Source organism: Limnoglobus sp. (assembly GCF_059499385.1).
Map to the genome: position 1 here is coordinate 1 of NZ_JCABYM010000072.1, position 18,642 is coordinate 18,642.

An 18,642-nucleotide genomic window follows, 5' to 3' on the forward strand; every position below is an offset into this window, starting at 1 on the left:
CCCTCCCTAACCCTCCCCCCCAAGGGGGGAGGGAACAAAGCCAAGACCGACCGACCCGCGAGAGTGTCTTTGTTCACGACTTCGCCCCCGGCTCGTCGTCGGACCGGGCCACGGTCATGAACGCCTCCTCCAGGTCGGTCTGCACCTCGCGGAACTGCGTCACCGGCACGCCGGCCGCCACTAGCGCCGCCAGCACGCCGGCCAACTCCTCGTCCGGCTTCGCCGTCCGGAACCGGACCGCGAACTCGGCCGGCGACGCCGTCACGTCCGCGTGCGGCTCGACGTGCGGGCGGATCAACTCGCACGCCCGGTCCAGGTCGCGGTCGTTCGCCACCAGCACCTCCATCGTGCGGAGCTGGCTGAGCTGCCGGCCGATCTCCGCGAGCGTGCCGTAGGCCCGGAGCTTGCCGCGGGTGATGATCGCGCACTTGTCGCAGATGCGGGCCAGCTCCGGCAGGATGTGGCTCGTCACGATCAGCGTCTTGCCGCGGGCCGCGAGGTCGAGCAGGAGCTGCCGCATCTCGATCCGGGCCTGCGGGTCGAGGCCGTTGGCCGGCTCGTCGAGAATCAGCGCGACGGGGTCGTGCAGCAGCGTGCGGGCGATGGCCACCCGCTGCTTCATCCCGTGGCTGAGGCTCTCGACGTACAGGTCCTTGAACTTGCCGGCGCTGGCGACCTCCAGCACCTCGTCGATCCGCTTGCCGCGGTCCCGGCGGCCGATGCCGTAGGCCGCGCCGAAGAAGTCGAGGTACTCGCCGACCCGCATGTTGTCGTAAGAGCCGAACGTGTCCGGCATGTACCCGAGCAGCCGCTTGATCCGGCGGGCGTCCTTCGCGCAGTCGATCCCGGCGACGGTCGCCGTCCCGGACGTGGGCCGGGCGAGGCCGACGAGGATTTTGATGGTGGTGGTCTTGCCCGCGCCGTTCGGCCCGATGAACCCGAGGATTTGGCCGCGGTCCACGGCGATGGACAGGCCGTTGAGGGCGACGAACGAGCCGTACTTCTTCGTCAGCTCCTTCGTCTCGATGACCGGCCCGTCGCTGCCCATAAGGGTTCCCTCAAATGTTGCCAATTCGCGAACGCCGGCTCGCCTCTTGTAGGGCGGGTCAAGGCTTTGCGCCGACCCGCCGTCGCGCCCAGCCCCTCAGCGTTTCTTCAGCGTGTGGTTGCGGTCCCCCGGCGGGTCGGCGCAAAGCCTTGACCCGCCCTACGAAAACTGGCCCGACCGCCCTACCTCCGCGCCGCCGTCGTGCCGACGAACTCGACGCCCAGCGACTCGATCGTCCACACCTCGTCCAGCCGGCCGCCGCCGGCCGCCGCGCCGCCGACCGCGAGCTGGAAGTGCCAGCCGCCGGCGGCGTCCAGCTTCAGCAGCTGCGGGTCGGTCACCTCCAGCACCACCGGCTCCGTCGGCCCGTCCACGACCCGCAGCGGCGTCGGCCTCTCCCCGGCGTACCCGCCGAGCGTCACCTTCCGCGACCCGGCCTTCATTTTTACCGTCACCGTCGCCTTCTCCACCTCAAGCGGGACGACCGACGGCGGGACCTGGAACCGCACCCGCAGGTCGATCGGGTACGCCGACTCCGTCGTCATGCCGATCGCGTTGCCGTCCAGCACCCGGCGGTACGGGACGAACGCCCGCGGGACCAGTACCCGCGTCCCGGCCGGCGGCGGCCGGTACTCGACCGGCACGACCGCCAGCGACGCCCCGACCGTGCGGGCACCCTCGGTCGTCGCGAACGGGACGTGGGCGGCCGTCGTCCACGCGAGCAAATGGTCGCGGTCGCCGAAGTGGTCCGGCGGGGCCGGCGTCAACAATTTGCGGAACACGTCCTGCCGCCGCTGCTGGCGGTCGGACAGGACCGCGCCGGCGACGAACTGGCCGGGCGACAGCGCGTCGGCCGGGCCGACGGCGAACGCCCCGTCGGCCGCGAACCGCACCGCCACCGGGTCGCGGCCGCGGGCGGCGAGGACGGCGTCCGTCGGGTCGCGGAACATCGGGGCCGTGAACGTCCCCCGCAACCCGTCCGGGCCGAACGCCGCGACGGCGGACATCGGCGTCGCCGTCGTGGCGCGGAACGGCCCCTGCCGGACGCCGGCCGGCAGTTGCAGGTTCTCGTACCGCCAGGAGTCGAGGTCGGTCTGCACCCGCGTCCGGGGTTGACCTTCCAGCCCGGCGAAGTCGAAGGCGAGCCGCCCGCCGGCCGGGGCGGCGAGCGTCACCGGGCCGGACGCCGGGTGGTACGTGGCGAACAGCCCGCGGCGGACGACCTCGTCGGTCGCCGGGATGGCCTCGACGATCTCGGCCGTCGCCCCGGTCGGCGGGACGGCGTTGCGGGACGCGCTGCCGAGGCCGACGAGCAGCCCGCCGGCCGCGACCGCCGCCGCCGGGCCGAGCCAGCCGACGAGTTCCGTCCGCCGCGACCGGCGGACGACGAACGACAGGCCGAACAGGGCCAGCACGAACCCGCCGAGCGTCGCCGCCACCGCCCCGCGGCCGGGGACCGCGTACCCGATCTCGTCCATCAGCGGCGGCTGCAGGTCGGCCGGGGCGAACGGGTGCTCGACCGGCTTCATGTCGGCGGACAGCTCCAGCAGGTGGTCCAGCGCGACCGGCAGGTCCGGGATGTCCTTGAACGGCGACGGCGGGTCCCCGCCCCTGGCCCGCGGGTTCGCGGCCGCCGCCCGCGGCCGGTGCCACCCGGTCGGGCCGAGGGCGGTGAACAGCACCTTCCCCCGGCCGAGCCGCTGCGTGAACGCCGCCGGCCACCCGTCCGCGTAAAGGAGGACGCTCTCGTGCCCGGACGCCGCGACCCGGACGAACGGGACCGGCCGCTCGTACTCCCGCAGCCCGGCCTTGTCGCCGGGGTTCGGCCGCGGGTCCTTGCCCAGCCGGGACTGGACCCGGACGCCCGTGAGGCTCGTCCGGCCGACGACGTGCGGGGCGAACTCCTCCCCGAACAGGGCCGCGAGGAAGTCGGGATCGACCTGGTCCAGCATCACCCACAGGTAGCCGCCCTGCTCGACCCACCGGCGGACGGCGGCGCGGGTGAGCGGGTCGGCCTTCAGCCGGTCGTTCGCCAGCACGATCTGGTCGATCCCGTCGTAGGCCTCCGGCGTCGTCGGCAGCCGCGGCTCCCGGACGACGGACACGTGCTCGGACTGGTTCCGGACCGCCCGCAGCACCCGGAGCAGCGTCAGCGCCTCCTGGTCCGGCGTCGGCCGGCGGAACGACGTGAGGTCTTCCTCCGCCGGGTCGTCCACGAACAGGGCGGTGGTGGTCTCCTTCGGCCGGTACAGCACGGCCCGGCCGCGGGTCCGCTCCTCCGTCGCCGGGCGGACGACGACCGGCGTGCCGCCGGTCCGGTCGTACAGGACCATCTGGATTTCGCGGCTGATGCTCGCCCCGGCGGCCGGGGCCGGGCCGATCGTCACCCAGGAGGTCACGGCCGTGTTCGCCGGGACGGAGATGTCCCGCCCGTACCCGGTCTCGGCCGCGCCGGCGTAGCCGACGACGACCCGCGCGTCGCGGGGCGTCGGCCCCGGATTGGCGACGGTGAATGTGAGTTCGCTCCACCGGTCGGAGACGGTGGCCCGCAGCCCGGCCGGGTAGAGGCCGAGCAGCTTCAGCGGCGAGGGGTCCTGGCCGCGGACGGCGGCGGAGGCGAGGGCCGTCACGGCGAGGGCGACGACGAGCCGGCGGGGGTCGGTCATGGTGGCGGTGGCGGCGGTGGCGGCGGGGGGCGCGGCGGGCCGAGCGTGGGTTCAATGTCGGGATCGGCCGGCGGGGAGTCAAGTGAGAGCCTGATGAGGGCGGGCCGCGTTGCCGCCGTTCGGCCGGCGTCGTTCAATACCGGGGCCGCGCCGGACCGGCGCGGTTCCCTCCTTCCTTCACGTTGTGGGTTCCACCATGCTCTCTTGCCATCGTCGCCCGACGGCCGCCCTGCTCGCGGCCGCCCTCGCCCTCACCGCCGTCGGCCAGGACAAGCCGGCCGAGGACGCCGCCGTCCCGCTGCAGCGGAAGGACGACCGGTCCGTGAAGCTGCACGAGGGGTTCGTCGAGCGGGCCAAGAAGGGGAACGTGGACGTGCTGTTCATCGGCGACTCGATCACCCGCGGGTGGGACGGGGCCGGCAAGGCGGTGTGGGCCGAGAAGTTCAAGGCGTGGAACGCGGCGAACTTCGGCATCGGCGGCGACCGGACGCAGCACGTCCTGTGGCGGGTCACCGCGGGGAAGGAACTCGACGGCATCGACCCGAAGGTGATCGTCATGATGATCGGCACGAACAACTTCGCCGCGAACACGCCGGAGCAGATCGCGGACGGGGTGAAGGCGATCCTGGCGGAGTTCAAGAAGCAGAAGCCGAAGGCGAAGGTGCTGTTGCTCGGGGTGTTCCCGCGGAGCGCGAAGCCCGGCAAGCCGCTCGCGGAGGCGGGCGTGAAGGTGGTGGCGAAGGAGGACCTGCACCCGAAGACGGCGGCGGTGAACGCGCTCTTGGCGAAGCTGGCGGACGGGTCGGCGGTGACGTACCTGGACATCGGCGAGAAGTTCCTGGACGAAACCGGTGGGCTGCCGGTCGGGACGATGCCGGACTACCTGCACCTGTCGGAGAAGGGGTACGCGATCTGGGCGGACGCGATCGCGAAGCCGGTCGCGGCGCTGTTGAAGTGAGGGCGGACGCCCCGGCACGGCCGTGCCGGGGCTTTCGTGGTTAGTACAACACCCCTTCACTCACCCCCGCCGGAGACGTTCGCCGTATGGCCGCCACGGTCCACCACCTGCCGCACACCCGCGTCCCCACCATTGCCTTCCCGAACAGCGTCGCCGCGTCCGCGTTCGTCGCCCGCGAGATCGACAAGCTCGTCCGGTCCCGCAACGCCGCCGGCAAGCCGACCGTCCTCGGCCTCGCCACCGGCAGCACGCCCGTCGGCCTGTACCGCGAACTCATCCGCCTCCACAAAGAAGAGAAGCTCGACCTGTCGCGGGTCGTCACGTTCAACCTGGACGAGTACTACCCGATCCCGAAGGAGGACCCGCACAGCTACTTCCGGTGGATGCACGAGACGTTCTTCAACCACGTCAACGTGAAGTGGGAGAACATCCACATCCCGGACGGCACGCTGCGGCCGGAGGAGATTGAGGCGTTCTGCGCCGACTACGAGCAGAAGATCAAGGCGGCCGGCGGCATCGACATCCAAATCCTCGGCATCGGCCGGACCGGGCACATCGGGTTCAACGAACCCGGCAGCCCGCACAACAGCCGCACGCGGATGGTCACGCTCGACAGCATCACCCGCCGCGACGCCGCCCCCGGCTTCTTCGGCGAGGAGAACGTCCCGGCCCAGGCGATCACGATGGGCGTCGCCAGCATCCTGGACGCCCGCCGCATCTTCCTCATGGCGTTCGGCGAGCACAAGGCCCCGGTCGTGTACAAGGCGCTCGAGCAGCCGCCGTCCGAGGCCGTGACCGCGAGCTTCTTGCAGGACCACGCGAACGCCCTGTTCCTCCTCGACACGGCCGCCGCCGCCGAACTGACCGCGATCAAGCGGCCGTGGGAGGTCGGGCCGTGCGACTGGACCCCCGAAACCGTCCGCCGGGCCGTCGTCGGGCTGTCGTTGAGCGTGAAGAAGGGGTTGCAGAAGCTGAACGACGCCGACTTCCGCGACCACCTCTTGTACGAACTGCTCCGCGAGAAGGGGCCGGCCGAGAAGATCGGCGAGCAGGTGTTCCACGACCGGCTCGGCACGATCCAGCACTACCCGGCCGGCAAGGGCGAGAAAAAGTCGATCCTCGTGTTCAGCCCGCACCCGGACGACGACGTGATCAGCATGGGCGGCACGATCATCCGCCTCGTGGAGCAGGGGCACAAGGTCCACATCGCGTACATGACGAGCGGGAACATCGCCGTGTTCGACCACGACGCCCGGCGGTTCGTCGATTTCGTGGACGAGTTCCTGAGCGGGTTCGGCGAGGGCGGGGAGAAGTCGTCGGCCGGGACGGTGAAGGAGCGGGTGTACAAGTTCCTGGACGAGAAGAAGCCGGGCCAGCCGGACTCGCCGGACCTACTGTCGATCAAGGGGATGATCCGCGCGACGGAGGCCCGCGCCGCCGCCCTGGCGTGCGGCATCCCGCCGGACCAGTTGGAGTTCATGAACCTGCGGTTCTACCGGACCGGGACGGTGACGAAGAACCCGATCCAGCCGCAGGACATCGACGACATCATCGGGCTGTTCGAGCGGCTGACGCCGGCGCAGATTTACGTGGCCGGGGAGCTGTCCGACCCGCACGGCACGCACCGGACGTGCGCCGAGGCGATCTACGAGGCCGTCCGCCGGGTGCGGAAGAAACAACAGATGTTCGACGTGTGGCTGTACAAGGGGGCGTGGGAGGAGTGGGAGCCGCACGAGGTCGAGATGGCCGTGCCGCTGTCGCCGGACGTGCTGGAGCGGAAGAAGCAGGCGATTTTCCGCCACCAGTCGCAGAAGGACCAGGCGATGTTCCCCGGCGGGACGGACCGCCGCGAGTTCTGGCAGCGGGCCGAGGACCGCAACCTCGGCACGGCGAAGACGTTCGACGCGCTCGGGCTGCCGGAGTACTACGCGATGGAAGCGTTCGTGAAGTGGGAGGAGTGACCTCGGCCGGCCGCGGCGTCGTTTTGAATTGGTTCCCGCTGACCGAGTACCCAGTACCCAGTACCCGGTACCGAGTACCCAGTACCCGGTACACGGTACGCGGTACGGAACCCATTTTCGTGACGCGCGGCGGGTGAACGGCGACAGAAATTTCCACTTCCGCTGTCGATCCCCCGACGGCCGGTTCGACGTGTTGGTAGACCGGGGCCGGCGGCCTCCCGCCGCCGGCCCGCACCACCCGGAGGACCGTCAATGTCGGCCAAGATCGTTCAGCCCTACCTCTTCTTCGGCGGCCGCTGCGAGGAGGCGCTCGAGTTCTACAAGCACGCCGTCGGCGCGCAGGTCGAGATGGTGATGCGGTTCGACCAAAGCCCGGAGCAGCCGCCGGAGGGGATGTTGCAGCCGGGGTTCGAGAAGAAGGTCATGCACAGCAGCTTCCGCGTCGGCGACACGGTGCTGTTCGGCTCCGACGGGTGCGAGGAGGGGTCCGGCGGGAAGTACCACGGGTTCTCGCTGGCGCTGTCCGTGCCGACGGAGGCGGAGGCCGACCGGGCGTTCGACGCGCTGGCGGCCGGCGGCAAGGTGACGATGCCGCTGGTGAAGACGTTCTGGTCGCCGAAGTACGGCATGCTGACGGACAAGTTCGGGATCGAGTGGATGGTCATGGTCCCCGGCGGCCCGCCGCAGTGACCGCCGCTACCGGGTCAGCCGGTCGAGCGCCTCCTGGTACTTCGCGGCGGTCTTCGCGACCACGTCGGCCGGCAGCTCCGGCGGTGGGCTGGCCTTGTCCCAGCCGGTCGTTTCGAGCCAGTCGCGAAGGAACTGCTTGTCGAACGACGGCGGCGACCCGCCGGGCCGGTACGACTCCTTCGGCCAGAACCGCGAGCTGTCCGGCGTTAGCACCTCGTCGATGAGGATGACCTCGCCGGACGGCAGGCGGCCCCACTCGAATTTCGTGTCCGCGAGGAGGATCCCCCGCGACTCGGCGTGCGCCGCGGCGCGGCGGTAGATGTCGATGGTGCGGGCCTTCAGCTCCTCGGCCGTGTCGCGGCCGACGGCCTTCGCCATCTCGTCGAAACCGATGTTCTCGTCGTGCCCCGTCTCGGCCTTCGTCGCCGGGGTGAAGATCGGTTCGGGGAGCCGGTCCGCTTCCATCAGCCCGGCGGGCAGCGGGATGCCGCAGACCGTGCCGTGCCGCTTGTATTCCTTCCACCCAGACCCGGCGAGGTAGCCGCGGGCCACGCACTCGATGGGGATGACCGTCGTTTTCTTCACAATCATCGTCCGACCGGCCAGGTCGGCTGCGAACGGTCGGAACGCGGCGGGCAGTTGCGAAACATCGTCGCTGAGGAAGTGGTTCGGGACGGCGAGGAAGTCGAGCCAGAACCGGGTCATGGCCGTGAGGATGCGCCCCTTGCCGGGGACGGGCGTGGGCATGACCCAGTCGAACGCGCTGATGCGGTCCGTGGCGACGATGGCGAGCGTGTCGCCGAGGTCGTACACGTCGCGGACCTTGCCCTGCCGCCGGGGCACGCCGGGGATCGAGGATTGGAGCATGGGGAAGTCCCGAAATGACGACGCCCCGCGAGATGCGGGGCGTTCGCCGGGTTCGCGGCCGGGTTACAGCTTGCCCGCTTCCTTGTACATGACGTGCTTCCGCAGCGTCGGGTCGTACTTCCGCAGTTGGATGCGGTCCTTCGTGTTGTTCTTGTTCTTCTCGGTGAAGTAGCAGTGGTTGCTCTCGCTGCTCACGAGCTTGATGATGTGGCGAGCCTCTTTGCCCTTCGCCATGGTCGGCCTCCGATTCAAGGTCTGCCGGGGAACGTTCGCACCCGGATACGAACAGAAAGTATAAGAGTTGAGAACGAAACGTCTATCCCTGTCAGCTCGCGGTCGTTCCCGGAATTGCTTGTAGCCGTCTTACCGCCTCGGTGCCGGCCACCATCACACAGTCTTCGTGGTCCTCTGCGAACAGCCACCGGAATTGTTGATCGACGACGATGTACTCAAATCCGAAGGTGTTCCCCAAAACCGCCAGAACGACTTCCGCCGTGCTCTCGAAGGCAAGAGTTATCGGAGGACCGCCGCCCCAGTTTTCCGTCAATAACCACACGCGGTCGGTCGGTCCGAAAGCCACATCAAGTAAGTACCGCCACCCGCCTTCACGGAAGCACCGAGACTCGGTCGGCAAGGGACAGGATCGCGTCGAATACCACCAACCAACCATCGCCCCGTTCGCCGCGTCACCAAAGGTCGCTTCGACCGCCGAAGCGACTCGCCCTGCCTCCTCGTCCTCGAGCGGCCGAAACCGATCATGCGAGTAGCCAAGTTCGGCCGCGGACGCCACCAGCGTATCGCGGAAGGATTCACGCGACATGGCGCTTAACCTCGTCTAATCCACCAACTCCACGCCCGCCTCGCCGGCCGTCACCTCGCCGATCGGCCACGCCTCGACGCTCAGCGCCTTCAGCTGCTTCACCACGCTGTCCGCGAAGCTCGGCGACACGACCATCACGAACCCGACGCCCATGTTGAACACCCGCTCCATCTCCGCCTGCTCGACGTTGCCGAGCCGTTGCAGCCACGGGAACACCGGCAGCACCGGCCAACTGCCACGCCGAATCCGCACCCGACGGCCCGGCGGCAGGATGCGGCCGACGTTGTCCGGCAGCCCGCCGCCGGTGATGTTGGCGAGGCCGTGGATCACGCCCTTCTTCTTCACCGGGTAGTGCTCCAGCACCGCCCGCACCGGCCGGACGTACAGCCGCGTCGGGGTGAGGAGCACGTCGCCGACGGTCGTGCCGAGGTCCGGGACGTGCGCGTCCACGGTCAGCCCGGCCGCGTCGAACACGGCCTTCCGCACCAGGCTGTACCCGTTCGAGTGGACGCCGCTGGCGGCGAGGCCGATCACCGCGTCGCCGATCTCGATCCGCGACCCGTCGATGATCCCGGCGTGCTCGACGATGCCGGTGCAGAACCCGGCCAGGTCGAACTCGCCGGGCCGGTAGAAGTCCGGCAGGATGGCCGTCTCCCCGCCGACGAGGGCGCAATCGGACTCGGCGCAGCCGTCGGCAATGCCCTTCACGAGCTGCACCGTGCGGGCCGGGTCGTCCGTGTCCATCGCGAGGTAGTCGAGGAACATGAGCGGCTCGCCGCCGGTGCAGATGAGGTCGTTGACGCTCATCGCGACGAGGTCGATGCCGACGGTGTCGAACTTGTTCGCCAGCATGGCGATCTTGAGCTTCGACCCGACGCCGTCGGTGCAGGTGACGAGGACCGGCCGCTTGTACTTGCGGTTGAACAGCCGGCCGAACAGCCCGCCGCCGCCGGGCGGGTCGAGGTCGTAGAGGCTGGCGAAACTCCCGCCCTTGCCGCCGGCCCCCTTGAACGGGGCGCGGATGACGTTCGGCCCCCACGTCCCGGCGATGAGCTTCTGCACGCCGGCCATCGTCTGGGCGTAGGTTTCCAGGTTCAGCCCGGCATCCTGGTAGGTCAGCGACTTCGCCATCGGCACGCTCGGAAGGTGGGGACACCGTGGTTTTATGGAAGGCAGCGCGGGCTTCCCGTGAATTGACATCTGCAGTACGGGTGCGAGTATAGGCTGCACCGAATGCGAGGGAACACCATGAACGAAAACGCCGTGCAATCGCGAACGGACTTGGCATCCTTTGTAACCCATCTGGCAGCGAGCCTGGAAGATAGCCCCACCGCTTGGGAGAATACTTCGCTGCCGTCCTTCCTTGACGCATTCGCCCGCTACTTGCACGACCCCGACGGCTGGTGCCGAAACAACGAGCCGGGGACCGACCCGGAGGTCGCACAGTGGCGGCTGTTCGCCATTGCTCTTGCCGGCGCGGCGGTGTATGAGTGAACACATGCCCAAGCACTACGACGCCACGCTGAAGCAAATCCTTGAGGATTGCGGTCCCGATTGGGGGGCGTGGCTGGCCCCGCTGCTCGGACTGCCGCCGGGGCCACTGATCCCGCTCGATCCAGAAGTTTCGACGGTGCAAGTGGCGGCGGATAAGGTATTCCGGCTGCCGGGGAAGGCGGGCCTCTTGCACCTGGAAGTCCAATCCAGTTGGGACCGCGGCCTGCCCGACCGGGTACTCGAGTACAACATCTACCTCAACCGTTGCTACGGCGGCCCCGTTCATTCCGTGGCGATCCTGCTCCGGCGTGACGCGAACGCCTCTACCATCACCGGGCGGGTGGCCCGAAACCGACACGACGGCCAGACCTTCTTGACCTTTGACTACGAGGTGGTCCGCGTCTGGGATTTGAGGGCGGACGACCTATTGAACGGCGGCTTGGGTACGGTCCCGCTCGGCCTACTTACCGACGAAGCCCGCATGCGACTGCCGGAACTCGTCGGGCGATTGACGGATCGCGCGAGTCGCGAGATACCGGAGCCTCAAGCCCGTGCCCGCTTCCTCGCCGGCAGTTCCATTTTGATGGGGTTGCGGTATGATGCAGAGTTAATCAAGTCGCTCTTTTCGGGGGTGCAGGAGATGGAAGAATCCTCGGTCTACCAGGCACTCATTCGTAGGGGTCAAGAGGTGGGTCAGGTGGAAGGCTTGAAGGTGTCACTTATGGACCTGCTCGAAGAGAAGTTCGGCCCGATGTCGCCCGAACTCCGCGCTCGCATTTTGCTGTCCCGTGACACCGCGAAACTCCAAGCTGCCATTCGTCAAGTTCTGACAATTACTTCCCCCGCGGAACTGGTACTATAGGGGTCACCCGCACGCCTCCCCGGAACGGACACCGCCGCCGATGGCCGACAAGACGACCTGGACGATCAAGGCCCTGCTCGCCTGGACGGCCGACCACTTCGCCAAGAAGGGCCTCGACTCCCCCCGGCTCGACGCGGAACTGCTCCTCGCCCACGTCCTCGGCTGCAAGCGGATCGACCTCATCGTCCGGTACGACGAGCAGCCCAACGACGGCGAGCGGGCCGCGTTCCGGCAGCTCGTCCAGAAGCGGCTCGACCGTTGCCCGACCGCCTACCTCGTCGGCGTCCGCGAGTTCTACCTGCTGCCGTTCGAGGTCACGTCGGCCGTGCTCATCCCGCGGCCGGACACGGAAACACTCGTCGATGCCGCGATCGAGTTCCTGAAGAAGCGGCCGACGCCGACGGCCCTCGACGTGGGGACCGGCAGCGGGTGCGTGGCCGTCAGCGTCGCGGCCGGGGTGAAGACCGCCGCCGTCACCGCCGTGGACGTGTCGCCGGACGCCGTCGCGGTCGCCGGGCGGAACGCGAAGCGGAACAACGTCGCGGACCGGGTGCGGTTGCTCACCGGCAACCTGTTCGCCCCGCTGCAACCGGGGACGACGTTCGACCTGATCGTCAGCAACCCGCCCTACATCCCGCCGTCGGAAATCGAAACGCTGATGCCGGAAGTGCGGGACCACGAACCCCGCGTCGCGCTCGACGGCGGCACGGACGGCCTCGCGTTCTACCGCCGGCTGACGGCCGAGGCGAAGGCGTGGCTGAAGCCGGGCGGGGCGCTCATGGTCGAGATCGGCCACACGCAGGGGGATGCAGTGACGGCGCTGTTTCAGGCGGCGGACTTCACGTCGAAGGTGCGGAAGGACCGGGCCGGGCGGCCGCGGGTCGTCGTCGGGACGTGTGAATGAAAAACGGCGACGGTCCACGACCGTCGCCGCCTGTTGGTTCAACTCTCGAGATCAGCCACCGGGGGCCGCGACGGGCTTGGCGTGGACCTGTGCGAGCTGCTGTTGTTGGTGCAGCGGGAGCAGTTCCTGGCGGTAGATCGGCACGTCCCGCGGGGCCTCGATGCCGAGGCGAATCTTGCCCCGGTCGATGTCTACGACCGTGATGCAGATATTTTCCCCGATGTAGATTTTTTCCCCGAGTTTCCGGCTGAGGACCAGCATGGCACCCTCCTGTAGTTCTTCCGTGGTGTCCCGTTATGTGAGCAAACTTACGTCATAAACGAGGCGAGGCAGTGAATCCGGGTAGGGAAATGTGCCGACCGACCGGGGGGAATCCTGTCACCAGCGTTAATTTACGCGCAGGTCGCACGACACGCCGGCTCTGAAGGCACAATGATACGCTACCATAGACGCCGCCTTGCGCAAGAGGTAAGGCGGACCGGACGGAATGGAACCGGCCAATCTTCACGCGACCGCAACAACCCGCACGACCGGTAGAACCCGGCGTCATTTCTTCATCGGGAACTTTGGCAGGTCCACTTTCTTCACCGACTGTAGGTAGTCGAGAACCTTCGCCGCGTCCTTGCCGCCGGCGTTCGCGTGCCAGTGCAGGTTGAACCCGTGCGGCCCCTTCGCGTCGATCAGCTTCGGCTGGAGCGCGAGCAGCGCCTTCACCACGTCCAGTTGCCCGAGCATCGCGGCCGCGAACAGGTCCACCCGCGCCCCGCTCTCGATGAGGAACAGCGCGATCTCGCGGTTCCCCATGTGCGACGCGCCGCCGAGGGCCGTCTCCCAGTCGCCGCCGCCCCAGTCCATCGCGGCGTTCAGCACGGCCGGCTCCTTCGCCAGCAGCTTCTTCGTCATCGCGAGGTCGCTGTGGGCGAAGACGACGAAGTCCTGCACGAGCAGCCGGTTGACCTGCGGCTTCTTCCACGACGGCTTGAACGTCGGGGCCGTGTAGTCCCGCTCGAACGCGGCCTCGGTCGGTCCCTTCGCCGGCTCCGGTTTCTTGTCGTCGGCCATGACGGCCCCCGTGAGAAGGACGCCCGCGCCGAGCGCGGCGGGGAGTTGACGGCGGTTGAAGTGATTCATGGTGATTCGCCGTTCGTCACTCGTAAAGGTTGTTCGAGCCACATCTGGTACATCGCCAGTAGCTGTTGCCGAACAAGGCAATGACCAGCCAAACCACGCCCCAGAAACACGTAAACAGTGTCACCACAGCGTGGATCAAGTGGTTGGGGACTTGGCGTCGAATGAGAACCTGTCGCTTACACCGGCCACAATATGCACTGTCTTCTTCTGAAGGCATGACTGGCCCCCGAGACACCACCCATTCCGCCTAACACATCTTACTCGTCACGCCAGGATGTCCTGGATCACCCGGCCCGTCGGCACGAGCACCTGCGGGCGGCCGACGCGGTCGGTCAGTGTCGTCTCCAGGTCGTAGCCGAGCAGGTGGTACACCGTCGCCAGCACGTCCTTCGGCGAGATCGGGTAATCGACCACCGTGCCGCCGATCTTGTCCGTCTTCCCGACGACGCGGCCGCGGGCCGTGCCGCCGCCGGCGAACAGCGCCGTGTACGCCTGCGCCCAGTGGTCGCGGCCGCCGCCCTTCGCCTTGTTGATCTGCGGCGTCCGGCCGTGCTCGCTCAGAACGATCACCAGCGTGTCGTCCAGCATCCCCCGCGCGTGCAGGTCGGCGATCAGCCCGGCGTACCCGCGGTCGAAGCCGGGCATTAGCTCGTCCTTCATCCGCGGGTAGTGCTCCCAGTGAGTGTCCCACCCGGACCCGGCGAGGCCGAACTCGTCCCAGAACACGGTCACGAACCGCGACCCGGCCTCCACCAGCCGCCGGGCCGCGAGGCACGACTGGCCGAACAGCGAGTGGCCGTAGGCGTCCCGCGTCGCCGGCGTCTCCCGCCGCACGTCGAGGGCGCGGCGAATCTTCTCGCTGCCGATCATGCCGTAGGCCGACTCGCGGAACGGGTCGCGGGTGTCGATCTTGTCCCGCACCCGCCGGGCGTCGTCGAGCTGCTCCAACAGCGACTTCCGCGTGTTCAGCCGGTCCACGGTCACGTCGGCCGGGAGCGTCGTCCCGTCGCCGAGGGTGAAGTACGCGTCCGGGTCGATGCCGACGTAGGGCTCGTCGAACTCGACGGTGCTGGTCGTCAGCGTCTTCGTGATCTTCCGGTTCGCCTTGCCGTGGAACTGGGTGAAGTGCGGCCGGTACTCGTTGCCGAGGAACGCCGGGTACGGGCCGGCCCGCGCCACCTCGCCGGTCCGCTGGCTGCTCATCGGCCACGGCAGGAACACGTTGTCCGGCACCGGCTTCTTGCCGCGGCCGTGCTGCTTCTCCAGGTACGCGACGACCGACCCGATGTACGGCCAGTGCTTCTGGTCGTGCGGGTTGAGTTCCATCTGCACGTCGATGTCCGGCACGCTGGTGGTCGCGTAGGCGACGCCGTGGATCGGCTGGTTGTGCGTCAGCGACCGGGCGACGGTGACGTGGTGCATCACCTTCGCGGTGTTCGGCAGCAGCTCGCACACCTGGCAGCCGGGCAGGCTGGACGCGATCGACCCGAGTTCCCCGCGGATCTCGACCGGGGCGTCCGGCTTCTGGTCGGCGAACTCGAGCTGGCTGGGCGACCCGTAGAGGAACAGGAGGATGCACGACTTGGCCTTGCCGAAGTGCGCGTCCTTCTTGGCCGGCGTGGGCGTGGCGGCGCGGAGGTAGTCGGTGAGCGTCAGCCCGAACAGGCTGAGGCCGCCGGCCCAGAGCATGTCGCGGCGGGTGACGCCGGAGCAGAGCGTTTTCTCGGACCCCAGTACACGGAGCATGAACCGCTCCTCGGCAGGCGGGAAACGTGCGGGCAGAGGCAGGTGCTACTATGATGCGCCGCGGCGCGGAAACGTGCAACGGAAATCGGCGGGGCGGTAAGGTGACGAACAGAGATCGCTCGGGTGGACGTCGCGTAGGCGTTAGCAAATTGACGGCGATGTGACGACCAGGAGCCGAACACAGGCGCAGGTCGATCCAACTTGATCTGACGAAGCCCAGGCCTTTTTTCTTGACACGCTCAAGCGGCCGTATACTTTGTACTGCAAAGTTACAAGGAGGCGGTTCATGTTTACAGACATTCTGCTGGCAACCCTGCTCTGCGTGGCCCAACCGCAGACCCCGCCGGACACGGCCAAACTCGACCAATTTTTCGCCCGGCTGGCCGAGAAGGGCAAGGCGATGGGCAGCCTGACCGTCGTGAAAGACGGGAAGGTGGTCTACGCCCGCGTCATCGGCTACGGCCGGATCGATGGGACCGCGAAGGACCCGCTGACCGCGGCGAGCCGGTTCCGGATCGGGTCGATCACCAAGACGTTCACCGCCGCGATGGTCCTCCAGCTCGTCGACGAGGGGAAACTGAAGCTGACCGACACCCTCGACCAGTTCTGCCCGCAAGTCCCGAACGCCCGGACGATCACCGTCGCCCACCTCCTGGCCCACCGCAGCGGCGTCCCGAACGTCCAACGGGACGGGCCGAACGCGAACACACTCCCCTTGGGCCGGGACGAGATGCTCGCCCTCATCGCCAAGGGCAAGCCCGACTTCGAGCCGGACGCCAAGTTCCGCTACAGCAACTCCGGCTACCAACTCCTTGGGCTGATCATCGAGAGGGTGACCGGCAAGCCTTACGGGGAAGCCCTCCGGGACCGGATCACGTCGAAGGTCGGGCTGAAGGACACGTACCTGGCGACCGGGGCCATCGACGGGAAGAAGAACGAGGCCTTGACGTACATGCGGCTCGGCAAAGACTGGAAGCCGGTCCCGGAAACCCACCCGAGCGTCCTCTTCAGCGGCGGCGGCGTGGTGTCCACGCCGGGCGACCTGGCCGCGTTCGCCCAGGCGCTCTTCGACGGAAAGGTCGTCTCGAAGGAGAGCCTCGACCGGATGAGGACCATCCGGGACGGGGACGAGATGGGGTTGGGGATGGAACGGTACAAGTTCGCCGGGAAGACGTTCTACGGGCACGCCGGCGGGGCCGACAACTACGGGGCGTGGCTGGCGTACCTGCCGGAGGAAAGGCTGGCGGTCGCGTACACCACGAACGCGAAGGTGTACCCGGTGGAGAACATCGTCCGCGGCGTCATCGACGTCTACTACGGGAAGCCGTTCACCGTCCCCGCCCTGGAGTCGGTTGCCGTTGCCCCGGAGGTGCTGGACAAGTACGTCGGCGAGTACACGAATCCGGACGCGGCGGCGAAGCTCACGATCACCCGGGACGGCGGGACGCTGTTCTTCAAGCCGCCCGGTGCGGGTTCCGCCGTCCCGCTGGAGGCGACGGCCGAGACCAAGTTCCAGATCGAAGGGGTGGTGGTCATCGAGTTCGACGTGGCGAAGGGCCGGATGACGGTCAAGCGGCGGGGCGGGGAGCGGGTGTTCACGAAGGAGAAGTGATCGTACCGAGGATGGACCATGAGCGACGCAATCCACATCCGCCGGGCGACGCCGGCCGACCGGGACGACCTCCTGGATATCTGGCTGCGGGCCGTCCGCGCGACCCACGGGTTCGTGTCCGCCGACGACGTCCGCGACATGACGCCGCAGGTGCGAGACTACCTCGCGGCCGACGCCACCGAGTTCTGGGTCGTGGCCGACGACAACGGCACGGCCGTCGGGTTCATGGGGATGGCCGGGAGCAACATGGAGTCGCTGTTCCTCGCCCCGGAGTGGCAGCGCCGCGGGGTCGGGCGGCGGCTGGTCCGGCACGCCCAGGCGATGCACCGCGAGCTGACGGTCGAGGTCAACGAGCAGAACCCGGCGGGCCGCGCCTTCTACGAGGCGTGCGGGTTCGTCGTGGAAGGCCGGTCGGAGGTGGACGGCCAGGGCCGGCCGTACCCGCTGTTGCACCTGCGGTGGGTGTCATCGTAACGGCGAACGGCACGGCGTGAGCGTGCCGGTGGAGCGCTCCACCGGCACGCTCACGCCGTGCCGTTCGCCGTGGTTACGCCGCGCGGCGCACGGTTCGCGATTCCGCGAACGCCGCGAGCCGCTCGACCACCCGCCGCTGCTGCTCGGCCGTGATCTCCGGGAACATCGGCAGCGACAGCACCGCCCGCGACGCCTCCTCGCTCACCGGGAACTCGCCCTCGCGGTGGCCGAGGTGGCGGACGCACTCCTGCCGGTGCAGCGGCAGCGGGTAGTACACGTCGCACCCGATGGCGTTGTCCTTCAGGAATTTCATCAGGTCGTCCCGGTCCTTCGCCGCGACGCGGATCGTGTACTGGTTGAACGTGTGCGTCCGGTCCGGCTTCGATACCGGGCGGCGCAGGAACCCGGTGAGGCCGTGGCTGTCGAGCATCGCGTCGTACCGCGCCGCGGCGGCCCGGCGGCCGGCGATCCACGTATCGACGTGCCGCAACTTCACCCGCAGGATGGCGGCGTGCAGCGTGTCCAGCCGGGCGTTCCAGCCGACGTACTTGTGGAAGTACTTCACCTCGCTGCCGTGGTTGCGGTACGCGAGCAGTTTCTTCGCGAGGCGGTCGTCGTTCGTCGTCACCATTCCGGCGTCGCCGAGCGTGCCGAGGTTCTTGCTCGGGTAGAAGCTGAAGCAGTTGACCGCGCCGAAGCTGCCGCACTTCTTGCCGCGGTAGCTCGCGCCGAACGACTGGGCCGCGTCCTCGATGACGTGCAGCCCGTGCTTGGCCGCAACAACTTCAATCGCCGTCATGTCCGCGCACTGGCCGAACAGGTGGACCGGGATGACCGCCCGCGTCCGGGCGGTGACCTTCTTCTCGATCTCGGCCGGGTCGATGTTGAACGTGTCCGGCTGCACGTCGGCGAACACCGGCGTCGCCCCGCACCGCAGCACGGAGCCGAGGGTGGCGAAGAACGTGAACGGCGGGATGATGACCTCGTCGCCGGGGCCGACGTCGAGGGCCGCGAGCGCGAGCAGGATGGCGTCCGTGCCGTTGGCGCAGCCGACGGCGTGCTTCGCGCCGCAGTACGCGGCGGCTTCCTGCTCGAACGCGGCCACGTCCGGGCCGTTGATCGCCAGCCCGGACGCGAGGACCCGCAGCACGGCGGCGTCGGTTTCTTGCTGGAGGGCGCGGTACTGGGCGTTCACGTCGCACAGCGGGACGGGCGCGGGCCGGTCGGACATCGTGGGAATCCTTCCCCGTGGGTGGCTGTTTCGGATCGCGTTTCGGTGCTGGGGATTACGCGGAAGTGGGGGAACGTGTCAAGCCGGGTTCGGCGATAGTAATAGGCACACTCCGTGTGCCGTCTCCTGCCGGCCGCGGAGACCTGCCGGAACTCACCGCGGCGCACAGCAGACGGCA

The 18,642-nt window shown here is 68.4% G+C and carries 18 protein-coding genes; 8 read left to right on the forward strand and 10 right to left on the reverse strand.

Features of this window, described 5'->3' with window-relative positions; genetic code table 11:
- Positions 1–73: 73 nt before the first annotated feature.
- A complete protein-coding gene (locus AC5JJ2_RS13210) occupies positions 74–1,048 on the reverse strand; it encodes an ABC transporter ATP-binding protein (RefSeq protein WP_495858463.1) in 975 nt (324 codons plus the stop codon).
- 182 nt (positions 1,049–1,230) lie between these two features.
- Complete coding sequence (locus AC5JJ2_RS13215; protein ID WP_495858464.1) at positions 1,231–3,714, reverse strand: hypothetical protein; 2,484 nt, start codon at positions 3,712–3,714, stop codon at positions 1,231–1,233.
- Between the two features lie 196 nt (positions 3,715–3,910).
- On the opposite strand from AC5JJ2_RS13215, the gene AC5JJ2_RS13220 reads away from it, so the two are divergent.
- The 3 genes from AC5JJ2_RS13220 (at position 3,911) to AC5JJ2_RS13230 (ending at position 7,323) form a co-directional block, all read left to right on the forward strand.
- Complete coding sequence (locus AC5JJ2_RS13220; RefSeq protein WP_495858465.1) at positions 3,911–4,672, forward strand: DUF459 domain-containing protein; 762 nt, start codon at positions 3,911–3,913, stop codon at positions 4,670–4,672.
- An 86-nt stretch (positions 4,673–4,758) separates the two neighbouring features.
- Complete coding sequence (gene nagB, locus AC5JJ2_RS13225; RefSeq protein WP_495858466.1) at positions 4,759–6,633, forward strand: glucosamine-6-phosphate deaminase; 1,875 nt, start codon at positions 4,759–4,761, stop codon at positions 6,631–6,633.
- A gap of 252 nt (positions 6,634–6,885) precedes the next feature.
- Positions 6,886–7,323 carry a VOC family protein gene (locus AC5JJ2_RS13230; RefSeq protein WP_495858467.1) on the forward strand — a complete coding sequence of 146 codons (438 nt, stop codon included), beginning with the start codon at positions 6,886–6,888 and terminating at the stop codon, positions 7,321–7,323.
- A 6-nt stretch (positions 7,324–7,329) separates the two neighbouring features.
- Here the strand turns inward: AC5JJ2_RS13230 and AC5JJ2_RS13235 are convergent, their stop codons facing one another.
- The 4 genes from AC5JJ2_RS13235 to purM all read right to left on the reverse strand — a co-directional run bounded on the left by AC5JJ2_RS13235 (position 7,330) and on the right by purM (position 10,141).
- A complete protein-coding gene (locus tag AC5JJ2_RS13235; RefSeq protein ID WP_495858468.1) occupies positions 7,330–8,190 on the reverse strand; it encodes a phosphoribosylaminoimidazolesuccinocarboxamide synthase in 861 nt (286 codons plus the stop codon).
- Positions 8,191–8,253: 63 nt separating this feature from the next.
- On the reverse strand, positions 8,254–8,424 hold the full coding sequence (gene rpmG, locus AC5JJ2_RS13240) for a 50S ribosomal protein L33 (protein WP_495858469.1): 171 nt from the start codon (positions 8,422–8,424) through the stop codon (positions 8,254–8,256).
- A gap of 91 nt (positions 8,425–8,515) precedes the next feature.
- Positions 8,516–9,010 (reverse strand): DUF6756 family protein, encoded by a 495-nt coding sequence (locus AC5JJ2_RS13245; RefSeq protein WP_495858470.1) that lies wholly within the window; start codon positions 9,008–9,010, stop codon positions 8,516–8,518.
- A 15-nt stretch (positions 9,011–9,025) separates the two neighbouring features.
- On the reverse strand, positions 9,026–10,141 hold the full coding sequence (gene purM / locus AC5JJ2_RS13250; RefSeq protein WP_495858471.1) for a phosphoribosylformylglycinamidine cyclo-ligase: 1,116 nt from the start codon (positions 10,139–10,141) through the stop codon (positions 9,026–9,028).
- A 117-nt stretch (positions 10,142–10,258) separates the two neighbouring features.
- Between purM and AC5JJ2_RS13255 the strand changes: the two genes are divergently transcribed.
- The 3 genes from AC5JJ2_RS13255 to prmC are packed head-to-tail and all read left to right on the forward strand — an operon-like array spanning position 10,259 to position 12,270.
- The gene (locus tag AC5JJ2_RS13255) at positions 10,259–10,504 is read left to right on the forward strand and encodes a DUF7660 family protein (RefSeq protein ID WP_495858472.1); all 246 of its coding nucleotides are present in this window, start codon (positions 10,259–10,261) and stop codon (positions 10,502–10,504) included.
- 4 nt (positions 10,505–10,508) lie between these two features.
- The gene (locus AC5JJ2_RS13260) at positions 10,509–11,366 is read left to right on the forward strand and encodes an RpnC/YadD family protein (RefSeq protein ID WP_495858473.1); all 858 of its coding nucleotides are present in this window, start codon (positions 10,509–10,511) and stop codon (positions 11,364–11,366) included.
- A gap of 40 nt (positions 11,367–11,406) precedes the next feature.
- Positions 11,407–12,270: a peptide chain release factor N(5)-glutamine methyltransferase gene (gene prmC, locus AC5JJ2_RS13265; RefSeq protein ID WP_495858474.1), complete on the forward strand. Its 864-nt coding sequence runs from the start codon at positions 11,407–11,409 to the stop codon at positions 12,268–12,270.
- 51 nt (positions 12,271–12,321) lie between these two features.
- Here the strand turns inward: prmC and AC5JJ2_RS13270 are convergent, their stop codons facing one another.
- From AC5JJ2_RS13270 to AC5JJ2_RS13280, 3 genes are all read right to left on the reverse strand, one after another.
- Complete coding sequence (locus tag AC5JJ2_RS13270) at positions 12,322–12,531, reverse strand: carbon storage regulator (protein WP_495858475.1); 210 nt, start codon at positions 12,529–12,531, stop codon at positions 12,322–12,324.
- A 285-nt stretch (positions 12,532–12,816) separates the two neighbouring features.
- Positions 12,817–13,218 (reverse strand): ankyrin repeat domain-containing protein, encoded by a 402-nt coding sequence (locus AC5JJ2_RS13275; RefSeq protein WP_495858505.1) that lies wholly within the window; start codon positions 13,216–13,218, stop codon positions 12,817–12,819.
- A 447-nt stretch (positions 13,219–13,665) separates the two neighbouring features.
- A complete protein-coding gene (locus tag AC5JJ2_RS13280; protein WP_495858476.1) occupies positions 13,666–15,147 on the reverse strand; it encodes a DUF1501 domain-containing protein in 1,482 nt (493 codons plus the stop codon).
- A 286-nt stretch (positions 15,148–15,433) separates the two neighbouring features.
- Here AC5JJ2_RS13280 and AC5JJ2_RS13285 point away from each other — a divergent pair, with 286 nt between their 5' ends.
- Together AC5JJ2_RS13285 and AC5JJ2_RS13290 are read left to right on the forward strand one after the other, a co-directional pair.
- Positions 15,434–16,759, forward strand: a complete 1,326-nt coding sequence (locus AC5JJ2_RS13285) for a serine hydrolase domain-containing protein (protein ID WP_495858477.1) — start codon at positions 15,434–15,436, stop codon at positions 16,757–16,759.
- A gap of 18 nt (positions 16,760–16,777) precedes the next feature.
- Entirely contained in the window at positions 16,778–17,233 is a 456-nt protein-coding gene (locus AC5JJ2_RS13290) for an acetyltransferase (RefSeq protein WP_495858478.1), read from the forward strand.
- Between the two features lie 73 nt (positions 17,234–17,306).
- On the opposite strand, the gene AC5JJ2_RS13295 is transcribed toward AC5JJ2_RS13290, so the two are convergent.
- Positions 17,307–18,464, reverse strand: a complete 1,158-nt coding sequence (locus tag AC5JJ2_RS13295) for a DegT/DnrJ/EryC1/StrS family aminotransferase (RefSeq protein WP_495858479.1) — start codon at positions 18,462–18,464, stop codon at positions 17,307–17,309.
- Positions 18,465–18,642: the final 178 nt, after the last annotated feature.

What these genes read in the sequence shown, in the direction of transcription:
- AC5JJ2_RS13210 (WP_495858463.1), bottom strand. Translation starts at nt 1,048, where the DNA reads ATGGGCAGCGACGGGCCGGTCATCGAGACGAAGGAGCTGACGAAGAAG.
- AC5JJ2_RS13215 (WP_495858464.1), bottom strand. Translation starts at nt 3,714, where the DNA reads ATGACCGACCCCCGCCGGCTCGTCGTCGCCCTCGCCGTGACGGCCCTC.
- AC5JJ2_RS13220 (WP_495858465.1), top strand. Translation starts at nt 3,911, where the DNA reads ATGCTCTCTTGCCATCGTCGCCCGACGGCCGCCCTGCTCGCGGCCGCC.
- nagB (WP_495858466.1), top strand. Translation starts at nt 4,759, where the DNA reads ATGGCCGCCACGGTCCACCACCTGCCGCACACCCGCGTCCCCACCATT.
- AC5JJ2_RS13230 (WP_495858467.1), top strand. Translation starts at nt 6,886, where the DNA reads ATGTCGGCCAAGATCGTTCAGCCCTACCTCTTCTTCGGCGGCCGCTGC.
- AC5JJ2_RS13235 (WP_495858468.1), bottom strand. Translation starts at nt 8,190, where the DNA reads ATGCTCCAATCCTCGATCCCCGGCGTGCCCCGGCGGCAGGGCAAGGTC.
- rpmG (WP_495858469.1), bottom strand. Translation starts at nt 8,424, where the DNA reads ATGGCGAAGGGCAAAGAGGCTCGCCACATCATCAAGCTCGTGAGCAGC.
- AC5JJ2_RS13245 (WP_495858470.1), bottom strand. Translation starts at nt 9,010, where the DNA reads ATGTCGCGTGAATCCTTCCGCGATACGCTGGTGGCGTCCGCGGCCGAA.
- purM (WP_495858471.1), bottom strand. Translation starts at nt 10,141, where the DNA reads ATGGCGAAGTCGCTGACCTACCAGGATGCCGGGCTGAACCTGGAAACC.
- AC5JJ2_RS13255 (WP_495858472.1), top strand. Translation starts at nt 10,259, where the DNA reads ATGAACGAAAACGCCGTGCAATCGCGAACGGACTTGGCATCCTTTGTA.
- AC5JJ2_RS13260 (WP_495858473.1), top strand. Translation starts at nt 10,509, where the DNA reads ATGCCCAAGCACTACGACGCCACGCTGAAGCAAATCCTTGAGGATTGC.
- prmC (WP_495858474.1), top strand. Translation starts at nt 11,407, where the DNA reads ATGGCCGACAAGACGACCTGGACGATCAAGGCCCTGCTCGCCTGGACG.
- AC5JJ2_RS13270 (WP_495858475.1), bottom strand. Translation starts at nt 12,531, where the DNA reads ATGCTGGTCCTCAGCCGGAAACTCGGGGAAAAAATCTACATCGGGGAA.
- AC5JJ2_RS13280 (WP_495858476.1), bottom strand. Translation starts at nt 15,147, where the DNA reads ATGCTCCGTGTACTGGGGTCCGAGAAAACGCTCTGCTCCGGCGTCACC.
- AC5JJ2_RS13285 (WP_495858477.1), top strand. Translation starts at nt 15,434, where the DNA reads ATGTTTACAGACATTCTGCTGGCAACCCTGCTCTGCGTGGCCCAACCG.
- AC5JJ2_RS13290 (WP_495858478.1), top strand. Translation starts at nt 16,778, where the DNA reads ATGAGCGACGCAATCCACATCCGCCGGGCGACGCCGGCCGACCGGGAC.
- AC5JJ2_RS13295 (WP_495858479.1), bottom strand. Translation starts at nt 18,464, where the DNA reads ATGTCCGACCGGCCCGCGCCCGTCCCGCTGTGCGACGTGAACGCCCAG.